At 65.7% G+C, this 23,932-nt stretch carries 19 protein-coding genes; 5 read left to right on the forward strand and 14 right to left on the reverse strand.

Features of this window, described 5'->3' with window-relative positions; translation table 11 throughout:
* Positions 1–3: 3 nt before the first annotated feature.
* Positions 4–1,032 (forward strand): P-II family nitrogen regulator, encoded by a 1,029-nt coding sequence (locus HKW67_RS10145; RefSeq protein ID WP_171225275.1) that lies wholly within the window; start codon positions 4–6, stop codon positions 1,030–1,032.
* A 99-nt stretch (positions 1,033–1,131) separates the two neighbouring features.
* On the opposite strand, the gene HKW67_RS10150 is transcribed toward HKW67_RS10145, so the two are convergent.
* The 5 genes from HKW67_RS10150 to HKW67_RS10165 form a co-directional block, all read right to left on the reverse strand.
* Positions 1,132–3,723, reverse strand: coding sequence for a vitamin B12-dependent ribonucleotide reductase (locus HKW67_RS10150; RefSeq protein WP_171225276.1), 2,592 nt, complete (start codon positions 3,721–3,723; stop codon positions 1,132–1,134).
* A 471-nt stretch (positions 3,724–4,194) separates the two neighbouring features.
* Positions 4,195–4,365, reverse strand: coding sequence for an LbetaH domain-containing protein (locus tag HKW67_RS22300; protein WP_206044678.1), 171 nt, complete (start codon positions 4,363–4,365; stop codon positions 4,195–4,197).
* Positions 4,362–4,688 carry a gamma carbonic anhydrase family protein gene (locus HKW67_RS10155; protein ID WP_206044679.1) on the reverse strand — a complete coding sequence of 109 codons (327 nt, stop codon included), beginning with the start codon at positions 4,686–4,688 and terminating at the stop codon, positions 4,362–4,364. Before HKW67_RS10155 ends, HKW67_RS22300 begins: the two co-directional genes overlap by 4 nt.
* 185 nt (positions 4,689–4,873) lie before the next feature.
* Positions 4,874–7,894 (reverse strand): PD40 domain-containing protein, encoded by a 3,021-nt coding sequence (locus HKW67_RS10160; RefSeq protein WP_171225277.1) that lies wholly within the window; start codon positions 7,892–7,894, stop codon positions 4,874–4,876.
* A gap of 5 nt (positions 7,895–7,899) precedes the next feature.
* Entirely contained in the window at positions 7,900–9,813 is a 1,914-nt protein-coding gene (locus tag HKW67_RS10165; RefSeq protein ID WP_171225278.1) for an N-acetylmuramoyl-L-alanine amidase, read from the reverse strand.
* 377 nt (positions 9,814–10,190) lie between these two features.
* Here HKW67_RS10165 and HKW67_RS10170 point away from each other — a divergent pair, with 377 nt between their 5' ends.
* On the forward strand, positions 10,191–11,327 hold the full coding sequence (locus HKW67_RS10170; RefSeq protein WP_171225279.1) for a PP2C family protein-serine/threonine phosphatase: 1,137 nt from the start codon (positions 10,191–10,193) through the stop codon (positions 11,325–11,327).
* 8 nt (positions 11,328–11,335) lie between these two features.
* Here the strand turns inward: HKW67_RS10170 and HKW67_RS10175 are convergent, their stop codons facing one another.
* The 3 genes from HKW67_RS10175 to murQ are packed head-to-tail and all read right to left on the reverse strand — an operon-like array spanning position 11,336 to position 14,925.
* Positions 11,336–12,817 (reverse strand): glycoside hydrolase family 3 protein, encoded by a 1,482-nt coding sequence (locus HKW67_RS10175; RefSeq protein WP_171225280.1) that lies wholly within the window; start codon positions 12,815–12,817, stop codon positions 11,336–11,338.
* Between the two features lie 6 nt (positions 12,818–12,823).
* Entirely contained in the window at positions 12,824–13,999 is a 1,176-nt protein-coding gene (locus HKW67_RS10180; RefSeq protein WP_171225281.1) for an anhydro-N-acetylmuramic acid kinase, read from the reverse strand.
* A 2-nt stretch (positions 14,000–14,001) separates the two neighbouring features.
* Complete coding sequence (murQ, locus tag HKW67_RS10185) at positions 14,002–14,925, reverse strand: N-acetylmuramic acid 6-phosphate etherase (protein ID WP_171225282.1); 924 nt, start codon at positions 14,923–14,925, stop codon at positions 14,002–14,004.
* A gap of 146 nt (positions 14,926–15,071) precedes the next feature.
* Here murQ and HKW67_RS10190 point away from each other — a divergent pair, with 146 nt between their 5' ends.
* A complete protein-coding gene (locus HKW67_RS10190) occupies positions 15,072–15,878 on the forward strand; it encodes a hypothetical protein (protein WP_171225283.1) in 807 nt (268 codons plus the stop codon).
* Between the two features lie 34 nt (positions 15,879–15,912).
* Entirely contained in the window at positions 15,913–17,673 is a 1,761-nt protein-coding gene (ggt, locus tag HKW67_RS10195; RefSeq protein WP_171225284.1) for a gamma-glutamyltransferase, read from the forward strand.
* Between the two features lie 235 nt (positions 17,674–17,908).
* On the opposite strand, the gene HKW67_RS10200 is transcribed toward ggt, so the two are convergent.
* Positions 17,909–18,379, reverse strand: coding sequence for a hypothetical protein (locus tag HKW67_RS10200; RefSeq protein WP_206044681.1), 471 nt, complete (start codon positions 18,377–18,379; stop codon positions 17,909–17,911).
* A 19-nt stretch (positions 18,380–18,398) separates the two neighbouring features.
* Entirely contained in the window at positions 18,399–18,764 is a 366-nt protein-coding gene (locus tag HKW67_RS10205; RefSeq protein ID WP_171225286.1) for a hypothetical protein, read from the reverse strand.
* An 86-nt stretch (positions 18,765–18,850) separates the two neighbouring features.
* On the opposite strand from HKW67_RS10205, the gene HKW67_RS10210 reads away from it, so the two are divergent.
* Complete coding sequence (locus HKW67_RS10210; RefSeq protein WP_171225287.1) at positions 18,851–20,734, forward strand: ABC transporter ATP-binding protein; 1,884 nt, start codon at positions 18,851–18,853, stop codon at positions 20,732–20,734.
* Positions 20,735–20,753: 19 nt separating this feature from the next.
* Here the strand turns inward: HKW67_RS10210 and HKW67_RS10215 are convergent, their stop codons facing one another.
* The 4 genes from HKW67_RS10215 to HKW67_RS10230 are packed head-to-tail and all read right to left on the reverse strand — an operon-like array spanning position 20,754 to position 23,901.
* The gene (locus HKW67_RS10215) at positions 20,754–21,479 is read right to left on the reverse strand and encodes a cytochrome c biogenesis CcdA family protein (protein WP_171225288.1); all 726 of its coding nucleotides are present in this window, start codon (positions 21,477–21,479) and stop codon (positions 20,754–20,756) included.
* The gene (locus tag HKW67_RS10220) at positions 21,469–21,975 is read right to left on the reverse strand and encodes a Fur family transcriptional regulator (protein ID WP_171225289.1); all 507 of its coding nucleotides are present in this window, start codon (positions 21,973–21,975) and stop codon (positions 21,469–21,471) included. The genes HKW67_RS10215 and HKW67_RS10220 overlap by 11 nt, the downstream gene beginning before the upstream one ends.
* Before the next feature lie 22 nt (positions 21,976–21,997).
* On the reverse strand, positions 21,998–22,735 hold the full coding sequence (locus HKW67_RS10225; protein ID WP_171225290.1) for a hypothetical protein: 738 nt from the start codon (positions 22,733–22,735) through the stop codon (positions 21,998–22,000).
* Positions 22,736–22,743: 8 nt separating this feature from the next.
* Positions 22,744–23,901, reverse strand: coding sequence for a putative NPN-dependent ornithine cyclodeaminase (locus tag HKW67_RS10230; protein WP_206044682.1), 1,158 nt, complete (start codon positions 23,899–23,901; stop codon positions 22,744–22,746).
* Positions 23,902–23,932: the final 31 nt, after the last annotated feature.

Here is a 23,932-nt window from a genome sequence, read left to right on the forward strand (position 1 = left end):
CGCATGCGATTCTCTATTGCCCTGTTGTTCTTCTTGTCCGTCGCCCCGGCGGAAGTGTCGGCCCAAGCGCGCTATGATGCGCCCAAGGCTCGGGTCGAGGTGATGGGACTCAAGCACTGGACGTTGCCGATGCTGCGCGACTCCATTCGCCGTTACGTGCCCGGCCAGGATCTCCACGACGCCGCCTGCATGGCGACGCTGCGCGAAAAGCTTGGCTTCGCCGACGCGTTGGTCATGACCTACGAGGGGTTCGGCGCACCTGGCTCCGAGTTTCTCCTGATCAAACTCGTGGAGCCGCAGGAGCGCGATCGGGTGCGATGGAATGCGGTTCCCATCGACAGCTTCCAGTCGCTCCGCCCTGATTATGCGCCGCTGATCGTGCCCATCACCGACACCGCCGGCGGTGTCTGGATGGGACGCTTCATGAACTGGTTGCAGCACGGGGACAGCGCGACACGCGTATTGGTCGCGACGGATTTTGCGAAACGGAGCAAGGCGCCCACGGCGGTGGACGACGCGAACCGACTCACCGCCTTTTTGCGCACACAGCGCGGCGACACGGCGCGCCGGCGGGCGATGCGGGCCGTGCAGCATGACGGCTTCTGGGTGAATCGCATGAGCGCCGCCGTGGTGCTGAGCAACTTCGGCGCGCTCGACTCCACGTGGCATGCACTGGCGCATGCGCTGCGAGATCCACACGAGGCCGTCCGTGGCGCGGCCTCCAACGCGATGGGTGCCATGCCGACGCACGCGGTCGATTGGACGCCGGCCGTCGATGATCTACGAGCGCTCCTCGCTGGCACGAACGTGTCGGCGATTGGAGAAGTGTTCCGCGTCCTGGTGCGGACGCAGATCCATCCAACCCTCGCCTCGGCACTGCTGCACGACAACGCCAGTTGGCTGCTCGACCATTTGGGCTCCGAAGCGCCGAGCGTGGCGAAGGACGCGCACGCCCTGCTCGTGCGACTCAACGGCGGACGCGACCTCGGCACGGCAAGGAGCGCGTGGGAGACGTGGGTGTCGGCGTTGTAGCACCGCATGAGCCAGATGCGTTTCGCAGCGAATAAAAACGCCGCCGGACTCCTCTCGGAATCCGGCGGCGTTTTCACAGCTCACAGCTCAAAGCCTCGTTCACCCGCACTCACTGAACCCGCACACATGGCACTTCACACACCCTTCCGCGAACTCCAACTGACTTCCGCAGTCCGGGCACGTGCCCATGAACACCTCACCGCCGCCTGATCCGAATTCGATCGGCTGCATCTGCTCGGCGCCGTTCGTCATCGGCGGACGCGTGATCGGCACACCGGCAGCCGGCGTGGGCATCGGCGGCATCATCGAACTCACCGGCGTCGGCAATCCCGCTTGCGCACCACCAGCGAGCAGGTCCGTCTGCACGCCCTGCTTGTCACGCCACCACTGTTCCAGCGCGATACCCACGGCATCAGGCAGCGACAACACCTTGTTCGGACCGAGGCCCACCGCGCGATCACTCGATATGCCGCGCAGCTGACGATGGATTTCCTGCAGCGAGATGCCGCTGCGCAGCGCCAGCGAGATCAAACGTCCGATCGCTTCGGCGTCGGCCATCGCCGATCCGCCGGCCTTGCCAAGATTCAGGAACACTTCGAACGGCTGTCCCTTCTCGTCTTCGGTGATGTTCACGAACATCACACCGAGCGGCGTTTCCTTACGGATGGTGGTGCCGCGCATGACTTCCGGACGCGAGCGCTTGCCACGGCGGCTCGCGTTCTCCGCCTCCGCACTGAACAGCGCCTTCTTGGTGCGATCGAGTTCGTTCTGCAGCTCGGCCATCGTGCCCTGCAACTCGCCGAGTTCACGCTTGAGCGCCGCGGCCGCATCGGGCGCGGCCTTGTCGCTCTTCGGCGCTTCCGGCGCGCCAGCCGCCTTGGCATCGTCGCGCTTGGCGGCCGCGTCCTGCGTGGCGCCCGTGCTGAGCACCTGGTTGTCACGCGAACCGTCGCGGTACACCGTGACGCCCTTGCACTTCATGTCGTACGCCATCTCGTAGATCGCGCGCACGTCATCCTGCGTCGCGGCGTAACCGAAATTGGTGGTTTTCGAGATGGCCGAGTCGCAATGCTGCTGGAACGCCGCCTGCATTTGGATGTGGTACACGGGCGCGATGTTGTTGGCCGTGTTGAACACTGCCTGCCACTTGAGCGGCACGTCGGCGTGCTTCACGGTGCCCGTTTTGGCGATGCGTTCCATGAGCTCATCGCTGAACCAGCCTTCCGACTTCGCGATCGCCACGAAGTCTTCGTTCACATCGGGCATCATCACGCCGGCCTGATTGCGCATGAACGCCACGGCGAACAACGGCTCGAGACCGCTGGAGCATCCGGCGATGATGGAGATGGTGCCCGTCGGCGCTACCGTGGTCACGTTGCAATTGCGCAGCAGCTGCATGGGGCGAATGCGCTCGCCGTTCTCGTCGCGCGCGCACGTTTCGTCGGGGCCCCAGATGGAACGCGCCCACTCGGGGAATGCGCCACGTTCCTTGGCCAGACGCTCGCTCTCCTTCTTGCCCTCGACATCCAGGAACTCCATGACCTTGCGGCCCATCTCCACGCCTTCCGCACTGTCGTACGGAATGCCCAGGCGCACGAGCATGTCGGCAAAGCCCATCACGCCCAAGCCGATACGACGAATGCGTTTCGAGAGCGAATCAATTTCCGGCAGCGGGTACTTGTTGACGTCGATGATGTTGTCGAGGAAGTGCGTGCTGAGCGCGATATCGCGACGCATCGCTTCCCAATCGACTTCGCCGTTGTTCACGTAGTAGCCGACGTTCACCGAGCCCAGGTTGCACACGTCGTAGGCCAGCAGCGGCTGCTCGCCGCACGGGTTCGTGGCTTCGTACGCACCGAGATGCGGCACCGGGTTGTAGCGGTTCGCTTCGTCGATGAAGAACACGCCCGGCTCACCCGTGCGCCACGCGCCGAGGATCATCTTGTCCCACACGTCGCGCGCGCGGGCCTGACCCGTAACCTGGCCGGTACTCGGATCGAGCAGGTCGTAGCTGCCGTCGACCTTCACCGCATCCATGAACTTGGTGGTGATGCCCACCGAGATGTTGAAGTTCGTGATCTTGGTCAGGTCTTCCTTGCTCGCGATGAAATCGAGCACGTCGGGATGATCGACCCGCAAAATGCCCATGTTCGCGCCGCGACGGGTGCCGCCCTGCTTCACCGCGTCCGTGCTCGCGTCGTACAGCTCCATGAACGAAATCGGCCCCGACGCCACGCCGGTCGTGCTCCGCACCATGGCGCCCTTGCTGCGCAACCGCGAGAAGGAGAAGCCCGTGCCGCCGCCCGACTGATGAATGAGCGCCATGCTGCGCAGAGTGTCATAGATGCCGCTCTGGCCGTTGCTGAGCGCGTCATCCACCGGCAGCACGAAGCAGGCGGAGAGCTGACCCAACGGACGGCCGGCGTTCATGAGCGTCGGCGAGTTCGGCTCGAACCGACGCTGCGTCATCAAGAAGTAGAACTCCTCGGCCACCGCCTGCACAGCCCCGTCGCTCGCGCCGTATCGGCGGTCGGCCTCGGCCACCACCGTGGCCACACGCCAGAACATGTCCTCCGGCTTCTCCACCGACTTTCCGGACTTGTCCTTGACCAGGTATCGCTTGTCGAGCACGGTCCGAGCGTTCGCGGACAGCGTTACCAGTCCTTCCGGTGGCGTGGCGGAGAAGGGCATTCGTGAGACTCCTAACAGTTGGCGTGGGGCGGTGCAAAATGACCGAAACTCGACGTTCTCAAGTGCGTCCTCGAGAACCTGGCGGGGGGCCGAGTGGGCGGGTATGGTGCCTCCGTTCGTGAGGCCGCACAAGTAGTGGTGTAAGTCGTTCCCCGTGAACGCGTTGTACAAGTCACATCACGGATGTGCGACGCGCCGAAAGTTCTCCACCGAGGCCAGCTTTTGTGAGCACCGACGCTGTCACGGCAGAGCGGACACAACCGTTACGTGTCGTCCCAGCTGTCTCGACAGTGCCGACAGCATCGCGCAAGCCATTGAATCGGAAGCGTTTACAGGTCTCCTGTTCAGATCGGCAACGGCAGCATCAACACAGCACGCCGACATGTCCGCCCGCGCTGGAATCACATTCGTACACCGCTCGCCAGAGCGCGCTTGCTTGCAGTCACACCGGAAGCAGGCAATTGCCCGCTATCACGATGTGCGCCGTTCCAGTGACCCATTCCGGTGCACTTCCTTGAGCGCGACATACCGCGCCGCATTGGCCAGCGTCCCCGCCTGCTGCTCGGCGCTCAACTGCCGCACCACCTTCCCCGGCACGCCCACCACCAGCGACCCCGGCGGCACCTGCGTGCCCTCCGTCACCACCGCGCCTGGCCGCGATGATGCTTCCCCGCCCCCACCCGCACGTTGTTCAGCAGGATCGCCCCCATGCCCACGAGCACGCCGTCTTCGAGGATGGTGCCATGCACCACCGCCCGGTGCCCGATCACGCAGTCCTCTCCCACGATCGTCGGCTTCCCTGGATCGGCATGAATCACCGCGCCATCCTGCACGTTGCTGCGTGCCCCGATCACGATGCGCTCCACATCGCCGCGAATCACGGCGGTCGGCCACACACTCACGTCATCAGCGAGCGACACATCACCGATCACGACAGCCGACTCATGAATCCAGAAGCCTGACATAAAAACAGTATGGGGTAGGGAGTACGGTGTATGGAGTACCAACAGCGGGCCGTGTGCTGTGCTTCGCGTTCCTTCGCGGCCCTCCGCGCCCTTCGCGTGAACCACAGAGCCGTCCGCCAGCATCCCACGATCCGCCAGCACACCAACAACGCACAACCCAAAACTCAAAACTCAAAACTCAAAACTCAAAAGTACCCGCCCAACGTCACGTAGAACGCGCCACCGCGTGACACATCGCGCGGCGCTACATAGGGGGCCGCCGCGCCGATGCGCAGGCGATACGGCGTGTCGTACTGCACCGCCAGATCCACCACCAACTCCGCACCCGCCGACGCGAGCCACCCGTCGCGCTCACCCGGTCGTTCGCACACCACGTTTTCAGCACGCGCCAACGAACCCGGACACCACGCCCGCGCCGCATCGCTGAACAGCGTGACCGACATGCGATCCACGAACAGCGTGAATGGACTCGGCAACCGGCGGAACAACACGAGCGGCGCGCGATACTCCACGCCGCCCGCCAGCGCCCGAATGCCACGCTGCGTGCCCGGTGCGACACCGCGCAGCGAGAAGGTGCGTGACGGATCGCCCACGACGACACCGGGCAACAGCTCGGCCGACTGGCCGCTCGTGCCACCCACACTGAACTCGGTCGTCGACGACTCCTGCGCCACACCAATCGTCGCGCGAGTGGCGATCACATGGCGCGAGAAGCCTGGGAGGTTGAGCGGCAGGTAGTGTCGCGCCCCAACGATCGAACGCCAGGCTCCCGAGCCAAGCGCGTCGTCTTCGCGCCAGCGATAGGCCGTGCTGCCGCTCAGCGTGAACCCTTCCTCGACCGAGATACCACGCGCGCCCAGTCGCGCCGTGCTCACACTGCTGCTGGCGAAGAACGAGCCATAGCGCGTGCCGGTGCGCAGCAACGAGTTCGGCGCCCCGAGTGCCGAATCCACATCGCTCGTGAAATCACGCAACTCATACTGTGCACCGAGCGTGGCATTGACCGAGCGGCGTACACGCGGCACGCGCCACGTGCTCGAGCCGGTAATGAATCGACGCCGACGCGCTATGAACCCCAACGTGGCCCCCGAGTCGCTGACCGCGCGAAAGGTGCCATCCCACTCCTGTTGCGCCGACACATCCAAGAGCTGAATACCGAGACCGGCGTACCGATACGATGCGAACGCATCCGTCTCGCGCAACTGCGGCTGAATCAGCGCGCTGGCCGTCCACGCATGCCGTCCGAGAATGTCGACGCCACTGGTGGACGCACCGTACGTCGCGCCGCCGTTGCGCCCTTCACCGACCAACGGCATCCAGTACCGCGGCACCAACTGACGCAGCGGGGCGTACCCCGTAGCCACGGCCGATTCCGCACGACCACCCAGCACGGCCACGTTGGGCACCGAGAGATCGGTCGTGTTCTTCGCGGGATACCACGTGGAGCGAGCCATCACGCCGACCGTGTCGAGCGGCGCCCAGGAGACGTGATAACCGTCGGCGCGATAGAACAACGCCGACACACGTTTGCCATCGGGAGACACCGAGGGATCGAACAGACCGCTGCTCACCGACGACACGACCCGCACGTCGTCTCGCTCCTCGCGCCAGCGCATCGTGTCGACCGGCGCACCTGGCGCGGCGATCGGTGCGGTCTCGAGCTGTGAGCGTCCGCTGCGATCACTCACCCATACGAGGCGTTTGCCATCGGGTGTGAAGCTCGGACTCGCGAACACCCCGCGGGCCCCGGCCACCGCGAGCTGGAGATCGCCGCTCACATCCATCACCACGATGCGCTGCTCGCCGGTGGGGAGCAGCTGTACCGCGGCGATGCGCTGCCCATCGGGTGACCACCGCGGTTCGGCCCATCGCTCCGAGGCAACGTCGGGCGTGATCGGCACGATGCTCTCACCCGTGGCACTCACCCGCACCAGCCGCGTGCGATCGGCGCCGAGCTGTACGGCCACGATACTGCCGTCGGCGCGCACATCGGGCTGCGCCAGTCGCGCACCTTTCGTCAACCGCGTTTCACCGCCGCGATCGGCACCGCGTGAACGATACAGATCGGAGCGCACGACATACGGATCCATTCGCTCCGACTGCGCGAACACCATCGCCCCGTTGTCGTCACCGGGGATCGGCGAGTTCACATCAAGCGTGTTGCGCCACGCGAGTCTGAGTGGCGGCGCTCCGCTGTTCACGCCAACCGAAGCGACGTACACTCCCGACACCTCGCGGCCATTGCTCGCGCTCCACGCCAGCGTGTCGTTCCCGATCCATCGTGGGGCGGCCGCGTACCAACCGTTCGCACTGACGGTGTGCCACGCACGGTCGCCCGGGAGCGCAGCGGTTACGCGTCGCAGCGAATCGGTCATGCGCACGAACAGACTGTCGAACGTGACGCCGAATGCGGCGCGGCTGTTCCTGCTGAGCAGAAATGGCACCACGTTTGCTGCGGTGACATCAACGAATCGCCGCATACTGCCATCGCGCTGCATCGCCGCATCGTGCATCATCAGCGAGCCCCACGCATACGCCGTCTGTCCTCCGGGGAACTGCGACGTAGACAAGCTCCATCGCTGTGGCCCCGGCACAAAGGCATCGCGCACGGCTGACCGCGCAATCATCGGAAAGTCGGTGCTCACGCTGCGTCCGCTGCCGGTGAGCTTCGATTCGTAGTGCACCGCCAAGCCTTCCTTTACCCAGCTCGGCAAGAATGCATTGGGAAAGAACAACGGATTCCGTCCGAACACCGCGCGTCCCAAGGCCCACGCCCCGCGCGCGCGATCGATCTGGAAGATATGCGCCATCTCGTGCGTGATCACCATGCGCAGCCATTCGTCGTGGAAGCGCAACTCCCGTAACGCGATCGGCGGCACCGCGTAGATCACGACGCGATTGGTCGGGAACACCTGCGCGTACCCGTTACTGGCGTCCACGTTGTCGGCGATGAGCAGATCCACCGGGCCCGACGGCGGTGCCAACTCGCGCGACAGCTGCGCGTAGGCCGACTCGGCCAAGAATGCGGCCCGTCGCGCCAATGCCTCCTGGTCGGGACGGAAGTGCACGCGAAAATGCGGCATCGCGATGGTACGCATCGCACCACGCGGATCGACCTGTGCGTTCACGACGGGCGCGCTAGCCAGGAGCATGCCCAGGAGCATGCCCAACAGCATCGCCGTGCGTAGTGCCAGCCGGGAGATCATGCGCATCACGGCTGTAGCACGGGCGCGAAGATCCTGAAGTACCGCTCGAGCCCTACCACCAATCCCTCGGCATACTTCCGCTGAAAGCCGGCATCGCGCATCGCGGCTTCCTGCTCGGGCAACATGAGAAACAATCCTTCGGCCAGCGCCGACGGATACCACGTGGGTCGCGCGACGGCGAGGTTCTGGTAGTGCACGCCAAGGTCGCGCAGGCCGAATCGCTTCATGAGCTCGTCCTGCACGGGACGGGCGAGCGGCTCGCTGTTTTGATGATAGAAGAGCGTACTCGTCCCGTTGGCCGTAAACGGATTCACTCCGTCGGGCAGCGCGTTCAGATGAATGGAGATGAAGGCATGCGCATTGGCGCGGCGGGCCGTGACGCCGCGCTCGGTGAGACCCACCGGTGCCAGCGAGGTGCGCGTCATCACGACGTTCGCGCCGCGCGCGCGCAGCAAGGCCGCGACCTGCTCACCCACCGGAAATACGGCGTCGCCTTCGTAGAGACCGGTCGGGCCGGTCGCACCAGCGGGGGGATGACCAGGGTCGACCGCGATCGTGAGGCCGCGGAGCGGATTCGCCGCATCGATCAGCGGTGGGCGGCGCACGCGCAACACGAACTGCCGACGACTGTCGTCCCAGATCGACTGCCAGCCAAACACCGGTTGCGAGAGCGTCAACGTGATGCGCACGCGATCACTCGTGACCTGATCCCAGCTGATGCGGCGCACGAGCGTGTCGTTGCCGAAGATCGGGGAGATTTCCGGATTGGCCTGCACGCCGTACAGCGTGAGCACCAGCGTGCGTCCATCCGGCTCCACGAGATGCGCCGGGCGATCACCCGTGGAGATGGCAACATCGACCCACTCGGCACTCGGTGTCACGCGAAACCCGCCCGTCACCCGTCGTGGCATCGCGGCGCCTTCGGGGAGCAGGACGAGGTCGTTGTTGTCCACCCACACATCGAGCGTGCCATCGAGGCGGATGCGCGTGTAGCCTTGGGCTCGCCCGGTCACTTCCACGATCGTACCGTTCAACAACATCCACTTGTAGGTGCCGTCCACGATCGTCCGCGCGTTCACCACGCGGTCGGTGTCACTCCCGATCGTCGAGGTACTGCGTAGCATGGCCAGCACGCGCGTGTCCGCCGGAAGCGCGCGTATAATCGGCACCGCCAAGCGCACCGTGTCGGCGCCGCGAATCGCGACCAGCCGCGGAGCACGGGCGCTGTCGGCCAGTAATCGCGCGGCGAGGTCGGTGGAAAACACCGAAGACATGTCGTCGCGATTCGCATCCCCATTGCCATCGCCCGCGGGGACAGTCGGTGCCGCCGTCAGCCCGGTGCCGCGCACCAGCGGCCGCAGTACGCTGTCGCTGCCCTGCACCATCACGATCGCGTTCGCCGGCGCGCGCAGGCTGACCCGCACGTAGTCGTCACGCTTCGCCCACATTCCACGCACCGGCAACACCGAGCCGCTGTCCACGCGCAGCTTGCCCGAACCGGGCAAGGTCGTGCGCACCGGCAGACGCACTTTCACCGTGCGTCGCACCGTGTCGGCCGTGCGCGCCACCACCACGTCGTAGCGCAGCGCGCCGGCCGGCGGATTGGGCAGCCACGCCAAGAAGGCCCCGTTCGGCGCCACGGGAACCGCCTGTCCGTTAATCGTGAGCGACACGTCGCCGGTCCCGATGCTACCTAGCACAAAATTGGAGTCCCGGCTGGTCAGGAGCTGGTTCTCGGCCGGATAGCGCACGCGTACGTCGATCGGCGCACCGCGCACGGCGGGCACGGCGGGCAGCCCGGCCACGATCGCGGGCGGCGCCACCATGGGCGTGGGCGGCGTCACGACGGTGGTCGGACGAGCGCAGGCGCTCACCACGAGCACGGCGCCGAGCAGTACGAGCGAGCTGGGCTTTTGCATCGGTCCGGGATAGTTCATCATCCAGTCGAAGCTGACGGACGTAGCGACAGGCGTCCAGCCGTCAAACCGCCGTCGGCAGTGAGCGTCTTGGAGTAATCTGGGCCCGAACGCACCAAACAAGGGGCGAGTCGGGCACATTTCATCGAACGATTTGACCCATCGGTGAAACGAACCCCATTTTATAACCGTCTACGGTTCAGCCTCCGGAAATAGGGTCGATGCCGACCCTGACCCTGGAATACTGGCAGGGAATACCGGGCTGTAACTCCCGGCGTTCCCGTCCGTACGGACATCTGTCCCCTGTGCGCACCGGCCTGCTCCATGATGCTGTGACCGTTCCCGCCTCACATACTGAACGATTGCCGAGTGACCACCGCGTGGTCACTCGTGTCTTCGCGCTTACCGACGTGGGACGTACTCGGGAGCACAACGAGGACACGTTCCTCGTCGCGGACCTCGAAACAGGGACACCGCTCGATTTCACGTACGGCTACCACGAAATCACCGCCGATCCCCACGGGCTGCTGTTTCTCGTGGCCGACGGCATGGGGGGCGCTGCGTCAGGCGAGCTCGCCAGCAGCATGGCCGGTACCTTGGTGCTCGAGGCGCTGAAGCAGACGTGGAAGGCAGCGGACCCGTCGCCGTCGGCGTTTGCCGAAGCGCTCCGCGATGCCACCGTGCTGGCGAACGCGCGCATCCACCAGCACGCCCGGGAAAATCCCGAGCATCGCGGTATGGGCACCACGGCAACGATTGCCGGCTTGCTGGGCGATCAGCTCTTTCTGGTACAGGTCGGCGACAGCCGCGCCTACATGGTGCGCGACGGCGACGTCCAGCAGCTCACCAAGGACCAGTCGCTCATGCAGCGATTGGTCGAAGCGGGCGAGCTCACCGCCGAGGAAGCCGAGGTCAGCGAGCGCCGTAACATCATCTTGCAGGCGCTTGGCCCCGAAGCGCACGTGACGATCGACCTGACGCATCAGCAGGTCCGACGCGGCGACACGCTGATTCTCTGCAGTGACGGACTGTCGGGTCTGGTACGCGCCGCCGAGATCGCGCGCACGTCGAACGAGGAGCAGGATGTACGATCGATCTGTAAACGGCTGATCGACCGTGCGAATCAGCTGGGTGGGCCGGACAACATTACGGTCGTCGCCGCACGATTCGACGGTGATGCGCTACGCGTCTCCAGCAATGGAGACTCGTTCGGCTACAATACGTTTCCGCTCGCCGGCACGCTCAACGATGACACGCGCGAGCCAGCGCCGGCGTCGCGCGAGGCGAGAGCCACGCTGAAGAGTGACCCCACCCCGAAGTTCGGGACGCCGGTACCGTCGCGCGCAATCCTCGAAGAAGAGTTGGAGCGCGGGCGGCCGTCCGAAGATCAGGCGCTGCTTGGTGCGCCGGAGCCTGTGGTCGAAGAACGACGACGAGCGGTGCAGCCGGTGTTCATGGTGCTCGGCCTCATCGCGCTCATCGCCGTCATCTGGTTCCTGTTCGAACTCTTCGGATAAGCGGCGCGCTACTTCTTGTTGCGCAGCAGTCCGCGTCCCGCCGCCTGCTGCATCACGCGATCTCCACCCCACGCCAGTACGGTGGGGTGTGTCATGCCGAGCTGCGCGACCCAACGCGGATCGCCGAGACCGATGAGAATCACCGAGCGCTGCAGCGCTTCGGCCTGCGCCACCAGCGCATGCACCTGCGCCACCGTTTCCGGTAGCAGCGTGGTCCGCCCCTTCCCCGCCACGTAATCGGCGAACAACGCGATCACGAACGGGCCACCGCTCGCGGGCGTCGGTGCATCGACCAGTCGCGCGTCGTTGCCACCAAGTCGCATCGCCTCAGCGATTCCCGTTCGCTCCACCGACGGACCATCGGCCTGGTGATCGTCGTCGACGATCGCCATTTCCGTTATGGTCCCGACCGGCGGCAGCGGACCATGATCAACCCGAATCACCTTGTCGGCGAGCAACGCGCCCCACGCCGTGTCGGCTCCACTCGGCCGACGCCAATCGTTCGGTGGTGACGCCCACTGCGCCCACTTGAGTCGGCGACGGACCGAATGCTTCACACGTTCCGGTTCGAGCGTGCCATCGTCGTATGCGCGCTCGAGTGCGTTGAGCGCGTCCTCGAGATCACCGGGAGCAAGCAGCACATCGCAGCCGCCGCGCACCGCGAGGACGGCAGTCTCCGCAGCGGTGCGTCCCTCGCGAGCCGCGACCATCGTCATCGTGTCGGCGACGATGAGATTGTCGAACTTGAGCTGCTGCCGGAGCAACCACTGCAGGATCTCGCGCGACAGTGTGGCCGGTACGCGACTCGAGTCGAGCGCGGGATACAGCACATGCGACGTCATCACGCTGGCCACACCGCCAGTGATAGCCGCCCGGAACGGCTGGAGATCCTGCTCCTTGAGCTGATCCGCCGGCGTCTCGACCACCGGCAGCTCGAGATTCGGATCGCGCGTGACGCGTCCCATACCGGGGAAGTGCTTCGCGCAGGCGAGCACGCCTTCCGCCTGACAGGCTTCGATCCACGCGGTCACGAGTTGCGCGACCTTCCGCGCATCGGTGCCCATCGCGCGCGTGCCGATGATCGGGTTCTCGAGCAGCAGATCGAGATCACTCACCGGCGCGAGATTCCAGTTCACGCCCATCGTCCGCGCTTCACGGGCCGTGAGCCGCGCGGCGCGACGCAGCGCTTCGATATCGTCGAGCGACGTGATGGCCGCGAGCGGCGGCAAGCCGGTGGCGCCGGCGAACTGCTGTCCGGCGCCCCGTTCCAGATCGGCCGCGATCAACAGCGGATGACGCGACTTGAGCTGCAGCTCCTTGGCGAGCGCCCGCACGCCATCCTGCTCACCGCCCACGAGCTGAAAACCGCCGACGCCGAGGGCGAGCGACTGCTCGATGAGCGGACGCGTATCGGCAAAGCCGCCCGACGGCGACCAACGGAGCACGGGGATGAGCAACTGCGCAACTTCACGACGGGACTGTTCGCTCATGAGCGACTAACGGACGGCTGGAGTGAGCGAACCGAGGGGACGCGGACCTCGCGCTCCCGTTGCGCTGGGCACATTGCCGGCGCGGCCCGAAAGGTGGAGATAGCCCAGCAGTGCAAACGCCACCGCCTCCTTCGCTTCTCCATCGAAATACAATCCGTCAAAGATACACACCTGAGGCCCGTTTTCCTGCGCCACGGCGCTTTCGATCATACGGACGAGCGTCGGATTGTGGGCACCGCCGCCGGAAAGCACCACATCCTGAACGGGCTCAGGGATGAAGCGGCGATACTGGTCGGCCAACGAACGCGCCGTCAGCGCGGTCGCGGTCGCTACGATGTCGGCAGGTGCCGCTCCCGCCGCCCGGCACTCGTCGATGAACTGCCCGACGTAGGCCCGCGAAAAGAGTTCGCGCCCGGTGCTCTTCGGCGGCGCGTCGCTGAAGTACGGATGCCGCATCGCCGTCGACACGACGGACTCGAGCACCTGGCCGCCGGCCGCGATGAGACCATCGCGGTCATACGGCTGGCCGTCATACAATGCCCGCACTACCGCATCGATGATGACGACACCGGGGCCGGTATCGAACGCGCGAACCGACTGCATGCCGCCGCGCTCGTGCGTGTTCGCCGGCGGCACCACGGTCACGTTGCCGATACCGCCGATGTTCTGCAGCGCGCGCCACTGCGTGTCATGCGCGAACAACATGCAGTCGGCCATCGTGACCAGCGGCGCTCCCTGTCCGCCGGCGGCCACGTCTCGCGAACGAAAGTCCGACACGACATCACAGCCGGTGCGCTCGGCGATGCGCGCCCCATCACCCACTTGCCACGTGCTATGACCCGGCTCGTGCCACAAGGTCTGTCCGTGCGATGCCACCGCCGCGACATCGTGCGCCGTCACGCCGGCGTCGGCCATCGCGGCGAGCGCCGCCTCGGCCATCCAGTCGCCGACGTCGGCGTGCACGCGACAGTACTCGCGCGCGCTTCCCTGCTGCATCGCCTGCTCGAGCCGTGCGCGTTCCTCAGGGCGATACGCACGATGCGTAAACCCCAGCAGGTCACTGTGCACGCGACCGTTCGGCAGGTCGCGAAAGCGTGCCACGGCCGCGCTGATACCGTCGAGCGACGTGCCCGACATCAGCCCGACGAAAATGCGTCCCTGATCGCCCATGATGTCAGGCATCGTCAAACGACCGGCGGCGGTGCGTTCGGCACGACACGTCGCACCACGCCTTGCCCTTCTTCGAGACGGCGCCGTGCGCTTTCCGCATCGATGTGCAGCGCATGCATCACCAACGCCAGTTTCACGCGGCCATCGGCGCGCGCAAGCAACGTACGCGCCGCCTCACGCGGCAGTTCGGTGACTTCCATGACGATGCGCTCGGCGCGGTCCTGCAGCTTCACGTTGGTGGCGCGCAGATCCACCATCAGGTTGCCGTAGCTCTTGCCAATGCGCACCATCGCACCGGTGGTCAGCATGTTGCACACGAGCTTGGTGGCGGTGCCCGCCTTGAGTCTGGTCGAGCCGGTGAGCGCTTCAGGCCCGACGACCGGCAGCATGCAGATGTCCGCCACCGCACGCATCGATGCCGGCGGTTCCGTGCACGCGATGAGCAGTGTACGGGCTCCGAGCTCGCGGGCGCGCGTGAGTGCGCCACGCACGAATGGCGTCGTCCCCGAAGCCGCGATGCCACACACCACATCACCGGCCCGCACGGCGTGCGCGTCCATGACGGCCGCACCCGCCTCGGGATCGTCCTCCGCGCCTTCGATGGGATTGCGCAGCGCACGGTCACCACCGGCGATGATACCGACGACCATGGCCGGGTCGGTGCCGAACGTCGGGGGACATTCGCTGGCATCAAGAACGCCGAGCCGTCCTGAGGTACCGGCGCCCACATACAGCAGGCGGCGGCCGCTCCGAAACGCGGCTTCGATCAATGCGATCGACTCAGCAATCGGCTCGCGCTGCGACGCGACCGCGGCGGCCACTCCCTGATCTTCCGCGTTGATGAGATCCACGATCGCGAGGGGCGACGCGAGGTCGATGTCGACGGTACGCGGATTGCGACGTTCCGTGACACGTGAATCGTGTGTCGGTGCGGGCACGGGAGCGGGTTCAGGGGACACCACGCGATCGGCTGTCTTGTGCTCGCGGCGCGGGGTATGTTCCAGTGGATGCTGCCGACGATGCTGGCAGCACGAGCGACGGCGCGGTCTCGCCTGCGTCACTCTCGTCAAACTTAGGAGTCGCCATGCGCGAATCGCAACCCGCGTCACCGAGACGTGCGGCGCTACACTCGGCCCTTCGAGCCGGCAACCGGCCAGACGGTCGGCGTCGGTTCGCCTCCGCACTCAGCGCTGCGGCCGTCGCGACGTGCCTCTGCGCCACCACGCTCACGGCACAGATCCGAGGACGGCCGGCAGCGCGAGCGCCCGATGCTGGCTGGTGGTTCTCCGGTGGCGCCGCCGCCGTGATCCTCAACGACATCAGTGACGGCGCGACGCGCTCCACGTGGAAGTTCGGCAGCGATCCGCTCTGGCAGCTACGCGGCACGCTCGAGAAGGCGCTCGACGAAGCCACCACGATCGGCGTATCGGCCGGTTACGGCGTGATCGACGTGACGCTCTCACCACTCACCTACACCGCCGCCAAGCCGCCCACGTCTCCCGAGTTACCGACACAGTGCGCCTCCGGCTGCGACGCGCAGACGCAGCTGTGGACGCTCATGGGACAGTTCCGCAGCGGCGGCAGCAGCGGCTTTCACACACTGTTCGAAGCGGCCGGTGGCGTCACGGGGTTTCGCGACATGCGCGTGCGCGCCGACAGCTCGGGAGTCGCCGGTGTCGCCCTCGGACCCAAGAAGGGTCCATTCGACCTCTCCGGCACGCTGGGCGCCGGGTTCGGTTACGGACTCTCGAGTAATCTGCACATCGCACTCGTGCAGGAGTTCGGCATAGGCTGGCATTCCAAGTCCGATCTCCCCGATGGCATCGGTCGCACCTGGCGCGTGCGCACCACGCGCGCGTCGCTGCGCTTCGGATTCGGCTCACACCGCTGATGTCCGCTCCCAACACCCTCTTCACCACGCACGCATGACTGTTTCCAAGGCGCTCGTTCTGTCGCTGTCGATCTCCGTGTTGGGTGCGTGTGCGCAGAGCGCCACCCCGGCCGCCACCTCCAGCGCCGAACCAGCGCGTGAACCGGCGCGCTTCCCCGACGGGTGGCGTCTCCCCGCTGGTGCGTCGTCCACCTTCGCGTCGCAGGCAATCGCGGTCAGCAACAGCCCCTCGGCGAGCGCAGCGGCCGCCGAGATCATGAAGGCCGGCGGCAATGCCGTCGATGCCGCGGTCGCCCTCGGCTTCGCGTTGGCGGTCACGTGGCCGGAGGCGGGCAACATCGGCGGCGGCGGATACTCCATCGTGCACATGGCCGACGGACGCACCGCGGCGATCGACTATCGCGAAGTCGCGCCGCTGGCGGCGACGCGCAACATGTATCTCGATGCGAACGGGAAAGTCACCGACCGCAGCATCGAAGGGCATCTCGCGAGTGGTGTGCCGGGCGCTGTGGCCGGGCTGAGCATGCTGCTCGAGAAGTACGGGACGATGTCGTTGTCGCGTGTCATGCAGCCGGCCATTACACTCGCGCGTGAGGGGTTCGTGATCGACACCGCGCTGGCGGGGTCGATGTCTCGCGCCGCGACCACGGTTTCGCGCAACAGCCCGGTCACGCCGTACTTCCCGAACGGCAAGGCGCTCCCCGCCGGTGCACGGTTGGTGCAGCCCGATCTCGCGCGCACCCTGCAGGCGATTGCCGACAATGGCGCCAAGGCGTTTTACGAGGGCTGGATCGCCGACTCGCTGGTGGCCGAACAGCGGCGCGGTGGTGGTGTGATCACGCGTGCCGATCTCAAGGCGTACACGCCGGTGCCACGCACGGCGATCGCGAGTACGTACCGCGGCTATCGCCTGCTGGCCATGCCGCCCTCGTCATCGGGCGGCGTGACGATGACGGAAGCCCTCAACATTCTCGAGCAGTACAGCACCGTGCCGGCGTACGGCAGCACGCGTTGGTTCCATTTGGTCGGCAGCGCGTTTCAACGCGCGTTCATCGATCGCAACAGCAAGCTCGGCGACCCGGCCTTCGTGAAGGTGCCGATGGAGCAACTCACCAGCAAAGCGTATGCAAAGACGTTGGCCGCCACGATCAACGATACGCGAGTGACGAGCACGAAGGCGCTCGAGCCGATGATGCAGCAGCCCGTACGCGAACCGGAACACACGACGCACTACGCCGTCGTCGACAAGAGCGGCAACGCCGTGTCGACCACCACCACGTTGAACAACTCGTGGGGCTCGGGCGTCTGGGTGCGCGGCGCCGGTTTCATGCTGAATGACGAGATGGATGACTTCGCCGTGCAGCCGGGTACGGCGAACATGTACGGCTTGGTGCAGGGCGAGGCGAACGCCATTCAGCCCGGCAAGCGCATGCTGAGCGCGATGTCGCCGACGATCGTCCTCGACAAGACCGGTCGCGTGTTCCTGGTGGTCGGCGCTGCCGGCGGGCCCACGATCATCACCGGCACCACGCAGGTAATCTTGAATGTGATCGACCATCACATGTCACTCGCCGACGCGATGCGCGCGCCACGCGTGCATCATCAGGCGCTGCCCGATTCCCTGACGTACGAGGACGGTGGCATCCGTCCCGCCGTGCTCGACTCGCTCACGAAGATGGGATACTCCATGCGGAAGTTGCGCGCACTCGTGAACATCAACGCGATCATGCGCGTGAAGAACGGATGGGAAGGAGTACCGGAGCCGAGGCGGAGCGGGGGAGCAGTCGGGTATTGAACTGATGAACGGCGCTAAGAGTTACGGGCGCTAAGAGTGAACGGCGCTAAAGTAAACGGCGCGAAGAATAAGGGGCGTGAACGGCGTCGGAAGAAAGCAGAGCCCCGTGACCAATGGTCACGGGGCTCTCTTTCCGATGCGGTTGCGTTCGCACCGCAGTTTACTCTTAGCGCTTCTTACCTTAGCGCCGTTTACTCTTAGCGCCGTTTATTCTCAGCGCCGTTCGTTGTTCGAATTACGGCGTCGCGTTCGGCCGCACCGTAACCGGCGCGTCCAGCGTCGCGCTGATGCCCGCACCCGCGTTGATGCACGTGTCGTAGTTCGCCGTGGCCGCAGCCGCCGCTGTGCCTGCCGCCGCACCAGCGGCCGCACCGATCACTGTGCCCTTCGTGTTCTTCCCGATGATCTGGCCCGCGATCGCGCCGATGATCGCGCCACCGGCGACCTTCTTCGCATCCGTGCCCTTCGTCGCGCTGCGCACGCGCTCGGCCGACGCCGACTGCACCGTGGCTTCCAACGGATACGTGCGGCCACCGTACGTTACCGACACCAGGCGCACCGTCAGCGACGTCTGGTCGCTCGAGTTCTTCGCCGTCTTCGCTTCCGTCACTTCAAACGTGCCCGTCGCGCCTTCCGGAATCACGACGCCGTTGGTGGCGGTCACCGACTGCTCCAGCGACGCGGTGAACTTCTCACCGACGGTCACCGTGTTGCTGCATACTTTGTTATTCGTGGCGAAGCGGAACGACGTGCCCGAGGCCACGACACCCGTTACGGCGGCCGGAGCAGGAGCCGGCTTCGTCGATGGCGCCGACGGCTTTGGTGCGGTCGTGGTCGGACGCGGGCGAGGAGCCGCCGGCTTCGGGGCCGGGGCCGGCGCGGCGGCGGCGGGGGCCGGGGGGGGGCGTGACCGGAACGTCCTCGAGCTTCGGCTGCGCCGAATCCGTCGCCATCGCCAGATCGCGACCCAGCGTGCTGTCAGCGTTCAGCGACGCGTTGTCGGCAGCCTTGTCGCCGCAAGCGGCCAGGGCAGCCAGCGAGAACGCGGCCAGAATCATCGTGGGACGTGACGAACGAATATATTGACGCATACAGAAACTCCTGAGAAAGGGACGCGGGACACTCCCGCGAGATGAAGATAAGTGAAACGCGTCGCCGAGCGAAATTCGGAGTACTGATGAACGGAACTACACGCGCATTGCCGCCGATGCCAGCGCGGCGCGCCCTGCGACGCCTACTCCCCTACTACCACCCGTACCGGTGGCAAGTTGCGTGCGGGCTCGGATCTGTCGTCCTGGCCGCGTTCCTGGCCAGTGTCATTCCGTCCCTGTTGCAACGCGGAGTGGACGACATCCGGGCGGGCGCTACGGTCAACACCATCCTGCGCCTCGGCGGTGTGATGCTCATCACTGCCGTTGCCAGTGGCGTGCTCCGCTTCAGCATGCGACTTCTGCTCAACAGCATCAGTCGTCGCATCGAAACTGATCTCCGCCACGACATCTTTTCGCGCCTCAGCACCCTCGATGCCAGTTGGTACGCCCGCTGGCGCACGGGGGATCTCATGGCGCGTCTCACCAACGACCTCGGCGCCGTGCGCATGGCCGCCGGGCCGGCCGTGATGTACCTCGTGAACACCATCTTCGGTGCCCTGTTCGCGATGATCATGATGGTGCGCATCAGCCCGCTCCTCACGGCCGTCGCGCTGCTCCCCATGATCGGTCTCCCCATACTCATGCTGCGCCTCGGACGCCTCGTGCACGACCGCTTTGAGGCCGTGCAGTCGCAGTTCAGCCAGCTCACCACACGCGCGCAGGAGAACCTCTCGGGCGTGCGGGTTGTCCGGGCCTATCGGCAGGAGCAGGCCGAAACTGCGCGTTTCGTGACGCTCGGCGACAAGTACCTCGCCGCCAATATGCGGCTCGCGAAGCTCAACGGCGTCATGAACCCAGGGTTCGGGCTGCTCGCGGGGCTGGGCGGTGCGGTCACGATCGGAGTCGGGGGACGTCTCCTTATCCAAGGAAACGTCACCGTGGGCGGCTACGTCGCGTTCGGTATCTATCTCGCGCAACTCACCTGGCCGCTCATTGCGCTTGGCTGGACGACGAATCTCTTTCAGCGCGCCGCCGCGTCGATGACCCGCGTGCTGGAGCTGCTCGACGCGAAGCCGTTGTCGGTGCAAGACACCGGCGTCGCCAGCCTCCCGGTCGCGGTGGGTGGCACCGACGCCCAGCAGGGCGGGCGCACCGTCGAGTTTCGACACGTGTCGTTCCGGTATCCGCGCCCCGTCATCGTGAGCGAAGACGGGGCCGCGCGCGATGCCAACTACGAACACACGCCGGACGGCGCGCCACCGGCCGAGTCGCGCTGGATTCTACGCGATGTCTCCTTCCGTATCGCCGCTGGCGGCACGCTCGCGATCGTCGGTGCGACCGGCTCCGGCAAGAGTGCACTGATGGACCTGATCCCGCGCTTCTTCGATCCGCAGGAAGGACAGGTACTGCTCGACGGCGTCGACATCCGCGAGCTGCCAATTGGTGCACTCCGCGCGGAACTGGGATACGTGCCGCAGGAAGCGCTGCTCTTCAGCGAAACCGTGGGCGAGAACATCGGCTATGGTCTCGAGGCGCCAGACCGCGAACGTCTGGAACACGCCACCGGCATCGCACAGCTGCGGGACACGATCGCTTCACTCCCCAGTGGCTTCGAGACGCGGCTCGGTGAGCGCGGTATCAACCTCTCGGGCGGCCAGAAGCAGCGGACTGCGCTGGCGCGTGCGCTCGCGCGTAGCCCGCGCGTGGTACTGCTTGACGATGCGCTATCCGCCGTGGACACCCAGACGGAAGCCGCAATTCTCCATGAGCTGCGCACCGCCCTGCAGGGTCGCACGGCCCTGATTACCTCGCATCGCGTGAGCGCCGTGCGCGACGCGGATCACATTCTCGTGCTCGACGACGGCCGCATCGTCGAGCAGGGAACGCACGAAGAGCTCGTTCGGCTCGGCGGACGCTACACGCAATTGCTGCAACGTCAGCAGCTCCTCGAGGCGATCGAAGCGGCGTAAGTGCGGCCGGCGGCGTCGGCTACAGACGCTCCACCAGGAAGGCCGGCGTGAGCGGCTGCAGAATGGCCGCCAGACGCTCGAACCATCCGGTAAACATCAGCACACCGACCAGAATCAACAGCACGCCAGCAATACGATTCACGAGCCCCAGATTCTTCTTGAACTTCTGGAAGAATCCGAGGAAGTGTTCGAGGGCGAGCGCACTCAAGAGGAATGGCACCGCCAGCCCGAGCGAGTAGAACGAGAGGAGCGTGACGCCCTTGGCCAGCTGCGACTCGTTCGCGGCGAGCAACAGAATCGCGCCAAGCGTCGGACCGAGACATGGCGTCCAGCCCGCGCCGAAGGCGATGCCCACCAGGATCGTGCCGAGGAAGCCGATTGGTTTGTCGCTCAGGTGTACGCGACGCTCCTGCTGCAAGGCACCGATGTTCAGCACACCGATCATCCAGAGTCCCATCAGCACCATCAACGCACCACCTACGCGCGCAATCCACACGCGGTAGGCGAGCATCAATTGGCCGAATGCCGTGGCGCCGGCCCCAAGTGCCACGAAGATGAACGAGAAGCCAATGACGAACAGCACGGCGTGCGTGAGCGCTGCTCGCCGGGAACGTGACACATCGTCGAGTCCCATCCCCGTGATGAACGTGATGTAACTCGGCACGAGGGGAAGCACACACGGACTGAGGAAGCTCAGTAATCCCGCGGTGAACGCGACCAGAACTGTCAGGGAATCAGGAGCCACGACGCGCACTCGCAGAACTAGAGGGAAGTCCGCGACGGCAGTCGCCGCACAGACCATAAATCACAAGCCGGTGACGCTGGCGCGAGAAATCATGCGCTTCGGCCAAGAGCGTCGTCATACGTTCCAATCGTTCATCACGAAACTCCGTGACCTTACCGCATACCGTGCACAATAGATGCTCGTGGTGCGGAATGCCGCGCGACGCCTCGTAGCGCTTGAAGCCTTCGCCGAAGTCGCGCTCCACCACGAGTCCGCTGCGCACGAGGACCTCGAGCGTGCGATACACGGTCGCCGTGCCGGCCGCCGCGCCATGTGCGCGCAGCTCACGCGCCACGTCTTCGGCCGACAGGTGCCGGTCGGTTCCCAACACGACATCGGCGATCGCCAGCCGCTGCGCCGTGGCGGGCAGATTGTGATCGCGCAGGAAGACACGAAACGCCTCACGGTCGGCCGCGATGGCCGCCGTACTCGTCGTCGCCTCGTGCGAATCACTCATATGGGATCGCTCTCGGTGTGAATCAGACCGCGGGGAACGGCACGCGGAGTGCCCGCGCCAACTGTGGTGCCGAGTAGCGCACGATCTCCGACTCCTCACCCGCGCGACGCTGAACGCCTCGAACCACCAGATCCACCGTGATGAGCGGGGCCTCGGCCTCCGCCACGACGTCAGCTTCCCACTTGCCGCGCTCCGGACCCTTCTGCACGAGCCGGTAGCGAGCCGTGTACACCGTGTGTCGGACGCGCGGCACCGGCGTGGTTTCGATCACCGCCACGTCGTCAGCATCGGCCAGGACATCGGCTTCGTCCAGTTCCTCGTCAGCGGCATGCTCGGCGATGACGTCGACATCGAGCGCCGCCTCAACGTCGCCGTGCGTGTTCTCCGCATCGGCTTCGACCTCGCCTTCAGCTTCGACTTCAGCGTCGCCTTCCGCGTCGATTTCCGCTTCGTCTTCGGGTGCGGGCTCCTCCTCGTCGACAACCTCCTCGAACGGCAGCTCCGGGGCCGCCGACGACTCGACGACCACCACCGGCACACGCGCCGCGATCACCGCGATACCCGTCTCCACGCCGCCTTGCCGCAACGGCGAGAACAAGTGCAACTCCTCGATGCGATCGAGCGGCACATGCGCGATCACCACCTTGAGGAATCGCTCGGTAATCTCGGATACCGGCGCGTCGGCGCGATCGGGCGCGTCGACCAACTCCGCCTGCGGCGCGTCTTCTTCTGGAACAGTCGTATCGATGGGGAGCGTCATCAGGTGAATCAAGTAATCGGAAGGAACGGATAAGGCGACTTGCCGGCACGCGACGCGTGATCACGGTTGGTCGGATTGCGATCGCGTGCGTCCTGCTCGCGCTCGATGAACAGTCGCAGAATGTGCAGAAAGTCCTGCGCGTTGGTGACCACACCGAACGCCTGCCGCGTCCCGCGGTCCTTGAGTTTGCTCACGACGAACTCCGACGAGTCCACGCAGATCGTCGGCAGCTCGTGCAATATGCCGTCGCGGTCCATCGTGAACGACGGCAGCATGTTACCTGTGGCGATCGCGTGCAGCGCCGTCGCGATCATCACCGCCATTGTCGCTTTCGTCGCGTGGGCACGCATGGCATCCTGCGCCTCGACCGCATCGGTGATCACGTCGGGCAGCGGCCCGTCGTCACGAATCGAGCCGCAGAGCACGAAGGGGACACCGCGCGTCACCAGCGCGTGCATGATGCCGTCCCTGACGATACCCTGCTCCACCGCATTCGCGATCGAGCCCGCGCCACGCACCGCGTTGATCGCGCGCATATGCAGGCCGTGCCCACCGGTACTCGCCTGCCCCGTACCGGTCATGCCAAGCGTCGTGCCGAACATCGACGCTTCGATATCGTGCACGGCGACAGCATTGCCCGCCAGCAGCACCTGCACGAAGCCGTTCTCCACGAACCAGGTCATGTCCGTGCGGGCCCGCGAGTGCACGAGTGCTGGGCCGGCCACCCACGTGACGTAGCCACCAGCGTCGCGCTGCTCGAGCAGCAGCAGCGCCATCTGACGGTAGTCGATCGGCTTCTCACGAGACACTTCACTCGTCATGAATCGGAACTCGCTGCCGTCATCCGGCTCCACGAATGCGTGCATGTGGACGAAGACCCCTTCGCTCCCGTCCTCCGCCTCGCCGACCACCACCAGATCGCCCTGGGCGACGCGTCGGCCTTCGCGAATCCGCAGCAGCCCGTCCGTGCCGAGCACGATGCCCGAGTCCATGCGCGGCTCAAGCGGCAATCGCCAGGCGCCGCCGATTCGCACGTAGGTCGGCAGGTTCGTCGTCGAGAAGAAGCCGTCGGGCAGCACCCCATCTGCCGGCGCGGGCACAAAACGGGCGTCCGGCGCCGTTGAGAGCGGCGCGTCGTCGAAGGCAGGCGGGCGGAAGCGGGTCACCTTGGAAACATCACCGGGCGCGGCACCCCCG

It is taken from the genome of Gemmatimonas groenlandica (genome assembly GCF_013004105.1).
Classification (GTDB): Bacteria; Gemmatimonadota; Gemmatimonadetes; order Gemmatimonadales; family Gemmatimonadaceae; genus Gemmatimonas; species Gemmatimonas groenlandica.

Excerpts from the sequence above, each read along its gene's own strand:
- HKW67_RS10145 (WP_171225275.1), top strand. The coding sequence starts at position 4 with ATGCGATTCTCTATTGCCCTGTTGTTCTTCTTGTCCGTCGCCCCGGCG.
- HKW67_RS10150 (WP_171225276.1), bottom strand. The coding sequence starts at position 3,723 with ATGCCCTTCTCCGCCACGCCACCGGAAGGACTGGTAACGCTGTCCGCG.
- HKW67_RS10155 (WP_206044679.1), bottom strand. The coding sequence starts at position 4,688 with ATGTCAGGCTTCTGGATTCATGAGTCGGCTGTCGTGATCGGTGATGTG.
- HKW67_RS10160 (WP_171225277.1), bottom strand. The coding sequence starts at position 7,894 with ATGATCTCCCGGCTGGCACTACGCACGGCGATGCTGTTGGGCATGCTC.
- HKW67_RS10165 (WP_171225278.1), bottom strand. The coding sequence starts at position 9,813 with ATGCAAAAGCCCAGCTCGCTCGTACTGCTCGGCGCCGTGCTCGTGGTG.
- HKW67_RS10175 (WP_171225280.1), bottom strand. The coding sequence starts at position 12,817 with ATGAGCGAACAGTCCCGTCGTGAAGTTGCGCAGTTGCTCATCCCCGTG.
- HKW67_RS10180 (WP_171225281.1), bottom strand. The coding sequence starts at position 13,999 with ATGCCTGACATCATGGGCGATCAGGGACGCATTTTCGTCGGGCTGATG.
- HKW67_RS10190 (WP_171225283.1), top strand. The coding sequence starts at position 15,072 with ATGCGCGAATCGCAACCCGCGTCACCGAGACGTGCGGCGCTACACTCG.
- ggt (WP_171225284.1), top strand. The coding sequence starts at position 15,913 with ATGACTGTTTCCAAGGCGCTCGTTCTGTCGCTGTCGATCTCCGTGTTG.
- HKW67_RS10205 (WP_171225286.1), bottom strand. The coding sequence starts at position 18,764 with ATGCGTCAATATATTCGTTCGTCACGTCCCACGATGATTCTGGCCGCG.
- HKW67_RS10210 (WP_171225287.1), top strand. The coding sequence starts at position 18,851 with ATGAACGGAACTACACGCGCATTGCCGCCGATGCCAGCGCGGCGCGCC.
- HKW67_RS10220 (WP_171225289.1), bottom strand. The coding sequence starts at position 21,975 with ATGAGTGATTCGCACGAGGCGACGACGAGTACGGCGGCCATCGCGGCC.
- HKW67_RS10225 (WP_171225290.1), bottom strand. The coding sequence starts at position 22,735 with ATGACGCTCCCCATCGATACGACTGTTCCAGAAGAAGACGCGCCGCAG.